Here is an 8,895-nt window from a genome sequence, read left to right as displayed (position 1 = left end):
CGTGCCGGGACTCGCCCCGGCCGCCAAGCAGGGCGGCGAGTTCGTCGCGCGCGTCATCGGCGCCCGGGTGATGGGGCGACGCGGACCGCAGCGCTTCGCCTACCGGCACCTGGGCAGCCTCGCCACCATCGGGCGCAAGGCGGCGGTCGCCGACTTCGGCTTCGTGCGCCTGGCCGGAGCGGTGGCGTGGTGGTTCTGGGGTGCGGTGCACGTGGCATTGCTGGTGGGACTGCGCAACCGCTTCTCGGTGATCCTGGACTGGTTCTGGGCGTACCTGACGCTGCGCAGCGGCACGCGGCTCATCACCGGAGCGGCGCCGGAACCGGCAGCACGATCTGCGTCCGCGGTGCGCGTGGCAACAGTGATGCGCTGAGCAACTGCAACGTGACCAAGGTCGGAGATCCAGCGTCACCGTTCTTCGGGCTTCCTTCCATGTCCATCCAGCGCCGGAATTTTCTCAGGCTGTTCGCGGGAACCGTGGTCACGAGCGCCCTGCCGACGCCCGCTCGCTCCGCCTCTCGACCGCGCATCAAGGCGATTGCGTTCGATGCCTTCCCCGTCTTCGACCCGCGCCCGATCTTCGCGCTCGCCGAGCAGCTTTTTCCGGGGAAAGGTGCCGAGTTGAGCGCCCTGTGGCGCACGAAGCAATTCGATTATCAGTGGCTGCGCGCGCTCGCCGGGCAATACGCGAATTTCTGGCAGGCGACGGAGGAGGCGCTGGTGTTTTCCGCGACATCGCTCAAGCTCGATCTCACACCTGCGAAGCGCGCCGACCTCATGAACGCGTATCTCACGCTCAAGGCGTGGCCCGACGCCTCGCCTGCCCTGCGCTCGCTGAAGGACGCTGGCATGCGCATGGCCTTCCTCTCCAACTTCACACCGAAGATGCTCGATGCCGCGGTGCGCAGCGCGGAACTCGAAGGCGTCTTCGAGGACCATCTCAGCACCGACCGGGTCAGGAGCTACAAGCCTGATCCGCGCGCCTATCGGCTGGGAGTCGACGCGTTCGGCCTGAGGCGCGAAGAGATCGCCTTCGTGGCCTCTGCCGGCTGGGACGCGGCGGGCGCCAAGTGGTTCGGATACCCGACGATCTGGATCAATCGCATGCACCTGCCCGCCGAGGCGCTCGGTGTCGCACCGGACGCCACGGGCAGCACGCTCGACGATCTCGTTACGTTCGTGAACACGTAGTCGTCGAGCGCCAGAGACTACGCGATCGGGCGGTGCTCGTAGAAGCCGGTCGTGATGTAGTGCACCGTTGCGGCGAGCAGGTCGCCGCCGAAGGCGGCCGCGACATCGGGATTCGCGAGCTCGTAGGAGATCGGATCGAAGATCACCGTGCGCTGTTCCGCCGCGCCGTGCGTGATGAAATGCAGCGTGCCGGCATCGGCATTGACGCCCAGGCCCTGGATCAGATCAGCGTAGGAGGCGATGTATTCGAGGCCGTCGAAGGTGACGTGGCGTCCTTCCGCGGCACCGCTCTGGATGTAGTGGGCGGCGCCGGCGGCATCGTTGGCACCGAATGCCGCGATGAGGTCGGGGTAGGACGCAATGTATTCGAGTCCGTCGAAGCTCACCGTGCGGCCTTCGTTCGCCCCGGCGTAGAGATAGTGGTCGAAGCCGGCCTGCGCATTGGCGCCGAGCGCCGCGCTCAGATCCGCATACGACGCGATGTAGTCGAGCGGGCTGAAATTGTCGCCGGGTGTCGCGACCGTCTGACCGGCGAAGGCGAGTTGTTCGATGTTCACCAGCTTGTCGACGCCTTCCACGGAAAAGGCGGGATTCGCCACGACACCGGTGGTGCCGGCGTAAGTCACAATGTGGTATTGCGCCGCGTCACCGCCGTAGACCGCCTGATCGGTGTCGGGGCCGCCGTCGAGGAAATCGTTGCCCGACCCGCCGTTCAGGATGTCGAAGCCGGCCCCGGCGCTGATGTTGTCGTTGCCGGCATAACCGAACAGGTGATCGCCGATGGGCTGACCCGCCGCGTTCACCTGCTGGTTGGAGCCGACGATGGTGTCGTCGCCGGCGAGCATGCTCGTCAGGATCCCCAGATTGTCGTCGGCCTTGACTTGCGACCAGAAGGTCGCAGCCGGCAGCGAAATGCTGCTGATGTTGATGCTGGCGGATGTCGTGTTGATCTGGTCGAAGAGACCGGTGAGCGTGCCGCCGGTAATGTCCGGCGCCGGGAAGCCCTTGGGCAGAAACGCCGGGGAGTAGGTCAGGCCGGTGCCGATCAGATTCCAGATGTACTTGCCACCGGCGCCGCCGTTCACGCTGTATTCGAGCTGCAGCGCGGCCGGCGTCGCACCGAAGACGGTGGGTGGGGACAGCACCGCTCCGCCGCCGGTGAGACCGCCAGTGGCGATCAGACCGAGATCGAGCTCGGTCGGATCGAGGGTGATCGCGGTGGCGTTGGCACGAACGAGCGCCATGAATCATTCTCCTGGTGTTGGGTCGACGCGTCCCCGCGCTTGACGTCGGCATCGACACGAATCCGTATTCTCGAAAACCGGGAAGGCAGTGTCAATGCGCCCGGTCGGCACTGCGGTGACGAGGTGCCGGCAGCCGACGCAGCGCCTATAATCGCGCGGTCGCCCGCAGGCCAATCCCGTGCGGATGCCGGAGGAGTGCACCATGACCAGCCTGCGGACCACCCTGCTCCTGCCCACTGCGCTTTGTCTGCTGTTCTGGGGCGCCTACACGCTTTTTGTCGGGCTGGACGCGCCCATCGCCGCCGGCGTGCCGCTTGCCGTGCTGGCGGTTCTGCTGGTGGTGGGCGCGCTCGCCGTCGAACGCTACGTCCTGCGTCCCCTGCAGTGGCTGAAGCTTGCGGTGGAGGGTCTCCCACGTGAGGGCTTCGCCGCGACACCGGAGGCGTCCGGGCCGGCGGAGTTGCGTGCCCTCGCTGCCGGGATCGCGCGCCTGCAGACGCTAAGCCGCGAGGCCGACACCCGGCTTGCCACGGCATCGGCGCAGCAGCGCAGTCTGGAGGTCAGTCTGCGCGAACTGGAGGACCGCTATGCGCTGGTCGTGGAGCGCGCGAACGACGGCACCTGGGAGTGGGACATTCGTTCCAGCGTCACGCTGTTCTCGCCGCGCTGGAAGGGGATGATGGGTTATCTCGACGCACAGGTCGCCAGCATCGATGCCTGGAAGCGCCTGCTGCACCCTGACGATCGCGACGCCGTCGCCACGCGCCTCGACAATCACCTGCAGGCGTTGACGCCGCACTTCGAGGCGGAGTACCGGTTGCGGCACGCCGACGACCGCTACCTCTGGGTGCATTCGCGCGGCACCGCGATTCGCCACGCGAGCGGCACGCCGTACCGGGTGCTGGTCATGGACAACGACATCCACGCGCGAAAGGAGCTCGAGGAAGCGCTCATCCAGGGCGCGGAAGGGCTGTCGTCGGTATCCGGCATGGACTTCTTCCAGGCCCTGATGAAGAACCTGTCGGCCATCCTGCACACCCGCGACAATCTCGTGTGCTACTGCCCCGACGATCCGCCAACCAGGGCGCGCACGCTCGCGTACTACTCCAACGGCGAGTTCTGGGAGAACTTCGAATACGATCTCGCGGGAACGTCCTGCGGCGCGGTCATCGAGCGCAAGGAGATCGTCTATTGCCCCACCGGGGTGTGCGACGTATGGCCGGACGAGAAGCAGTATGACCGCGACAGCTACATCGGCGTGCCCATGTTCGATTCCACCGGCCGCATCATCGGCCACTTCGCCTGCATGGACGGCAAGCCGATGCGCCAGGACCTGCCGCATCTGGCGCTCTTCAAGATCTTCTCCGTGCGCGCGGCGGCAGAGCTGGAGCGCACGCTGCTGCGGGAAAAGCTCGGGCAGTCCTAATCCTTCGACTTAGAGCGAGTGCCCGATGGCGGGGCTCGGCCCTGCCGCGTACATTGGCGTCGCGCTCGCGCGTGCATCCAGCCTGCAATGCGGCGCGTAGAAGAGAGCGTCGACCCGCTCACAGCGCGGGTCCCCCAGCCGAAGGAGACGGGGACGTGGAAGCCTTGCTGCAACGCCTGACGGATTCCATGGAGGAGCGCGCGCGACGCGTGCCCGCCGGCGCGCGCTGGACCCTGTGGATCGTGCTGCTGATCCTTCCCGGCTCGTTCCTGCTCCTTCCGCTCCTGATCTGGGCGAAGCTCACGCCGCCGCGTCGCGACCTCGGTGACGCCAGTGACCCGGCTCAGGTGATGCGCAGCGGCAGCTCGGAGAAGCCGCTGGCGGGATAGACCGCCAGCGTCGGCGGCTTGCCGGCCACCGGTTCGATGCGCTGCGTGCGGCGCAGGAGTTCTTCCATGAGCACGCGCAGCTCCAGGCTCGCGAGCGGCGCACCCGGGCAGACGTGGATGCCGGCGCCGTACAGCAGGTTCTGCGCAGGATCGCGATCGAGACGGAACGTGTCCGGTGCGTCGAAGGCTCGCCCATCGCGATTGGCCGAGACCCAGATGAGCGAGAGGCGCTCGCCCGCCTCCAGCTTGCGGCCGCCGATTTCCACCGGACGCGTCGTGATGCGGCGGTTCGCTACGAGCGGCCCGTGCAGCCGCAGGATCTCGTCGATCGCCGCCGCCAGGAGCGACGGTTGTGCACGCAGCTCGCGCTGGTGATCGGGCTCCTGCGCCAGGAAGTGCGCGAGGATGCCGACCGAGGCCGCAATCGTGCCGACCTCGCCCACCGTCCAGTTGCGCAGGATGCTCACGATCTCCCCGTCGCGCAGCGGCTTGCCGTTCACTTGGAGGTGCAGCAGGCTCGTGGTGATGTCGTCCGGCGCGCGCTCGGCGCGCTCGCGCCGCGCGCCAAGCAGTTGTTCGACGTAACCGGTGAGCTCACGGGCGACGGCGTTCATCGCCTCGCGATCCTGGGTGAGCGTCGCCTCCTGGTTCTTGCGCGTCCACACGCGCAGCGGCTCGTGCAGGTCCGCCGGCCAGCCGAGAAAGGCACACTGGATGCGCACGGCGAACGCTTGGCCGAGATCGGCGATCACCTCCACCGCCTCACGCCCCAGCAACCGCTGCACGAGATCGGCCGCGATGCTGCGACAGACGGGCTCGAACGCCTGCATCCGCGCCGGCGTGAAGTAGGGCTCGATGACGCGGCGGTACGCGGTGTGCTCGGGCGGATCCATGCCGTTCGGCACCGACAGGTGTCGCGACGTCGCGCTGCTGAAAGCGGCGTGGTCGTTCAGCACCCGCATCACGTCCTCGTGCCGGAACACCGACCACTGCAGATAATCGCTGAACGCCACCGGACAGCGCTCGCGCATGGCGTCGTACGCCGCGCGCTGGTCGCGCATCACTGCCTCCGACCGCGGATCCCAGTCCTGTTCGCGCTTTTCTTCCATGATCCTTCCTCCTTGGCTCAAGACCCGGATCACACCGGGACCGTGACCCCCAGATCCTCGATCAGGACGCGCCGCATGTCCGCGACGGAGGTCACCCGGAACCCGGCCAGGCCTGCGTTGCAGGCACCTTCGACATTTTCCGCCAGATCGTCGAAGAAACCTATGCGCGCGGGCACCCTGCCGATGCGTTCCGCCACCCGCAGGAATGCCTCCGGCGCAGGCTTGCGCAGGCCCAGATCGCACGAGCAGAACACCGCCGAGAAGGGTCGCAGCGTGTCGCGAAAGTGCGCCGACCACCAGGCGTGATGCATCGGATTCGTGTTCGAGAACACGTAGAGCGGTAGCTCGGGAGCCAGCGCGTGCAGGAGACGGTCGATGCCGGGCAGCGGTTCGCCGAGGATCGCATTCCAGCCTTCGAGCAGCTGTTCGTCGCTCAGCGCGACCCCGAGTGTCCTGCGCAAGGCGGCGAAGTAAGTCGCGCCGTCGATTGCCCCGACTTCGAGCGCCTGGTAGCATGCGTCGTAAGTGAAGCGCGGCGCCAGTGCCTCCGCGGAAACACCGGCCGCCCGCGCCCACGCGGCGATGGCCCGCCCGAAGTCGATGTCGACGACGACATTGCCGAAATCGAATACGAGGGCATCGACGGCGGGCTGCTCCGCCCCGTCGCTCACATCACTTGTGGGCAATCGGCTTGTCGGTGAAGAGATAGTCCTTCATCTCCTGCGAGAAGGTGGAATCCCTGCGCCGGATCCATTCGAGCACCATCGCCGCGTGCTCCTTCTCCTCGTCGCGGTTGTGCTCGAGGATCGCCTTGAGATCCACGTCCTTGCAGGCGTCCGCGCGCTGGTTGTACCAGTCCACCGCCTCCAGTTCCTCCATCAGCGAGACGATGGCGCGATGCATGTCCTGGGTTTCGTCCGACAGCTCCGATACGGATTCGTGATAACCGACACTCGACACGAGTTTCTCCCTCCGTTGATTTCACGGTTGCAACACAGGCGACATTATCGCCTCGAAGCACGACGACCGTAAGCAACGCCCTTCTCTGGCAGAGGACGAAAACGTGAAGTTTCGTTGACCGCCCCGTGACCGGCAGCGTGCACACTGCCTTCCACTGAAGTGCGAAACCGCGAAGGAGGCAGCCATGAACCCGATCAGCCAGCAGATGACCTCGACGGTTCGCGGTGGTCCTCATCGCTCCTGGACCAACACTGACCTGCGCGCGCAGTCCGATACCTACCGCGGCAGCGGCGGCTGCAGCGAGGAAAATGGCGAGTTCGGCTTTCGCCCAGCGTTCCGCGACGACGACACCGGCATCGTCTACCGCGCACGGTTCCTCGACGGCAGCCCCGCCCCGTTTCACATCCTAGACGGATTGCCGAACGACGTGGTGACGTCCCGCGCCGAGTCCGGTCGCGTGCTTGCAGTCAAGGGATCGCTGATCTCAGGCTTTGTCCGCGGCGGTGAGTTCTACACGCGCGACGAGGCCGCTGCCGTGGTGTCTGCCTAGCGCCAGGCCCATGCCGCCGGTCAACCCCGCCGCGCCGTGATCGTGCGCTGGTCGCTCGTGTGCAGCAGCAGCGCGCCGTCGGCCGCGATCTCGAAACGTTGGACCTTGGTGAGCGCGTCGAGGAACGCCTGCTCCTGCTTCTGCGTCTGCGCCTCGCATCCCATCCGGGTAGTCGATACCTTGCGGATGGTCAAGCTTTCGCCGGTCAGCACGTACTGCGCCGTGTAGAGGTTGCACGGTCCGGTTCCCGCGACCTTGCCGTCCTCGCCGAAACCCACGGTCACGCGCGCGCCGTCGGCAAAGCGGATACCGGTGACGTCCGTCACCTCCCATTCGGCGCCCGTGAGGAGCACCGCCGGATCACCGCCGCAGCCGTTCATGGTCTCGCCGTCGAACACGATGACCACGCTCTGCGGATAAGGCATGCCGGTCATGGTGTCGGTGCAGGGGTGCCGGCTGATGGTCACGGTGATGTCGCTGCCGCCCTGGCGACTGCTGTACTTCCGCGTCCCGTCCGACTCGACGGCGCGCGGGGTCGGCGCGACGAAGCGCGTCTTGCCGTTGTGCGCGAGCAGGCTCATCCGGGTGGCATCGATGTCGAGCCGCCAGCCCGGTTCGTTGCCGGTCGCGCGAAACGGCGCTTGCCTGCCGGCGACGGTGCACGGCGGAAGCTCGCGTCCCTTGAGCATCACGCGCGCTTCGTCGCCGTGGCTCCAGAGCGTCGTCACGGGGTCACTCACGGCCTCGTATTTCGATCCCGACGCACTCGCACCCGCAAGCGGCCGCATGTCGAACGACTGATCGCCCGCGGTGAGCCGCAGCACATCGCCGGCCATGCCGATCGTCACCTGCTCCGCACCACACTCGAGTTCGCTCGCGAAGGCAAGCGCCGTGTACGGCTTCAGCGTGAGCACGCCGACGTCGACCGGACCCGCCTGTGACGTGACGGTCACCGCATCCGAGACCCAAGTCGGTCGACCGCGCAAGTGGAACGCGGCGCGCACGGCGTACGGCTTGTCGTCGACGAGCTTCCCGCGCTCGACCTTGAACTCGAACGGGATGGGCGGCTGCCGCCCCTGCAGGTCGATGCGCTGCTCTGCGAGCACCTTGCCATCGTGCGCCGATGCGTCCCGCATCTCGACGATCGCGCGGGTCTCGGGCGGCGGGGCGGTCGCATCGGCGTAAGTGAGCGCACCCTGGACGGCGAGCATCTGCGGTCCGCGGGTGCCGCCGCCGAAGCAGGCGGAGAGCGAGCCCGACAACGCCGCGGCAATCAGCAGGACGGCAAATCTGTAGAGCATCGGAATTTCCCTCGACATGCAAGGTGCGAATCTTACCGGCTCTGCCGGAGATCCCGCCGATCGAGGTGCGCCGAGAACACCGCAGACCGACATCGCGCCCGGCCGCTGCGGGAACTCCGCGCGCGCCATCGGTTCCGACAGGACTTCAGGCTTGACGCACGGACGTACCGATGAACCGCATTTCCCGAAACCTGCTCGCCGCTCTCGCGACGTGCATCGTCTTCGTCGTACCGGCGGCTGCACAAAGCGTGGTGCAATCGACTGCTCTGGAGAAGGTGCGCGTCGTTACTTTGACGAAGGGGCTGGAGCACCCGTGGAGTCTCGCCTTCCTGCCCGACGGGCGCATGCTCGTGACCGAGCGCCCGGGGCGGCTTCGCATCGTCGGAGCCGACGGCAGGCTCGTCGCGCAGCCGGTCGCGGGCGTGCCGGCGGTGGTGGAGCGCGGTCAGGGCGGACTGCTCGACGTCGCCCTGCATCCCGATTTCCGCAGGAACGGCGTGCTCTTCCTCTCCTATACCGGCGCCGGGTCCGGTGGCTACAGCACCGAGGTCGCGCGCGCGAGACTCGTCGAAGCCGAGGGTGCGGCGCGGCTCGAAGACGTGAAGGTGATCTTCCGCCAGGAACCGCGCTCGAGCACCAGCCGGCACTTCGGCTCGCGGCTCGTCTTCGATCGGCAGGGTCTGCTGTACGTCACCCTTGGTGATCGCGGCGAGCAGGACCGTGCG

General features: G+C 67.0%; 11 protein-coding genes. 6 read left to right on the top strand and 5 right to left on the bottom strand.

Annotated elements, in window-relative coordinates:
* Both JNK68_09745 and JNK68_09740 read left to right on the top strand, forming a co-directional pair.
* Positions 1-373, top strand: a 373-nt coding sequence (locus tag JNK68_09745; protein MBL8540639.1) for an NAD(P)/FAD-dependent oxidoreductase, incomplete at its 5' end; no start/stop codon positions are given.
* A 59-nt stretch (positions 374-432) separates the two neighbouring features.
* Complete coding sequence (locus JNK68_09740) at positions 433-1,191, top strand: haloacid dehalogenase type II (protein ID MBL8540638.1); 759 nt, start codon at positions 433-435, stop codon at positions 1,189-1,191.
* 17 nt (positions 1,192-1,208) lie between these two features.
* On the opposite strand, the gene JNK68_09735 is transcribed toward JNK68_09740, so the two are convergent.
* Positions 1,209-2,435 carry a hypothetical protein gene (locus tag JNK68_09735; protein ID MBL8540637.1) on the bottom strand — a complete coding sequence of 409 codons (1,227 nt, stop codon included), beginning with the start codon at positions 2,433-2,435 and terminating at the stop codon, positions 1,209-1,211.
* A gap of 202 nt (positions 2,436-2,637) precedes the next feature.
* On the opposite strand from JNK68_09735, the gene JNK68_09730 reads away from it, so the two are divergent.
* Positions 2,638-3,861: a PAS domain-containing protein gene (locus tag JNK68_09730; protein ID MBL8540636.1), complete on the top strand. Its 1,224-nt coding sequence runs from the start codon at positions 2,638-2,640 to the stop codon at positions 3,859-3,861.
* Positions 3,862-4,016: 155 nt separating this feature from the next.
* Positions 4,017-4,250 carry a hypothetical protein gene (locus tag JNK68_09725; GenBank protein ID MBL8540635.1) on the top strand — a complete coding sequence of 78 codons (234 nt, stop codon included), beginning with the start codon at positions 4,017-4,019 and terminating at the stop codon, positions 4,248-4,250.
* Here JNK68_09725 and JNK68_09720 read toward each other — a convergent pair.
* The 3 genes from JNK68_09720 to JNK68_09710 are packed head-to-tail and all read right to left on the bottom strand — an operon-like array spanning position 4,205 to position 6,319.
* Complete coding sequence (locus JNK68_09720) at positions 4,205-5,359, bottom strand: cytochrome P450 (GenBank protein MBL8540634.1); 1,155 nt, start codon at positions 5,357-5,359, stop codon at positions 4,205-4,207. The genes JNK68_09725 and JNK68_09720 overlap by 46 nt on opposite strands.
* A 29-nt stretch (positions 5,360-5,388) precedes the next feature.
* Complete coding sequence (locus tag JNK68_09715) at positions 5,389-6,045, bottom strand: HAD family phosphatase (GenBank protein ID MBL8540633.1); 657 nt, start codon at positions 6,043-6,045, stop codon at positions 5,389-5,391.
* Complete coding sequence (locus JNK68_09710; protein ID MBL8540632.1) at positions 6,032-6,319, bottom strand: ferritin; 288 nt, start codon at positions 6,317-6,319, stop codon at positions 6,032-6,034. The genes JNK68_09715 and JNK68_09710 overlap by 14 nt, the downstream gene beginning before the upstream one ends.
* Positions 6,320-6,524: 205 nt before the next feature.
* On the opposite strand from JNK68_09710, the gene JNK68_09705 reads away from it, so the two are divergent.
* Positions 6,525-6,869 carry a hypothetical protein gene (locus JNK68_09705; protein MBL8540631.1) on the top strand — a complete coding sequence of 115 codons (345 nt, stop codon included), beginning with the start codon at positions 6,525-6,527 and terminating at the stop codon, positions 6,867-6,869.
* Between the two features lie 20 nt (positions 6,870-6,889).
* Here JNK68_09705 and JNK68_09700 read toward each other — a convergent pair whose 3' ends face one another.
* Positions 6,890-8,170: an META domain-containing protein gene (locus JNK68_09700; protein ID MBL8540630.1), complete on the bottom strand. Its 1,281-nt coding sequence runs from the start codon at positions 8,168-8,170 to the stop codon at positions 6,890-6,892.
* A 170-nt stretch (positions 8,171-8,340) separates the two neighbouring features.
* On the opposite strand from JNK68_09700, the gene JNK68_09695 reads away from it, so the two are divergent.
* A partial coding sequence (locus JNK68_09695) for a PQQ-dependent sugar dehydrogenase (GenBank protein ID MBL8540629.1) occupies positions 8,341-8,895 on the top strand: 555 nt, incomplete at its 3' end.

The organism is Betaproteobacteria bacterium, from assembly GCA_016791345.1.
GTDB lineage: Bacteria > Pseudomonadota > Gammaproteobacteria > Burkholderiales > JAEUMW01 > JAEUMW01.
This window is presented reverse-complemented; position numbering and strand designations above follow the sequence as displayed.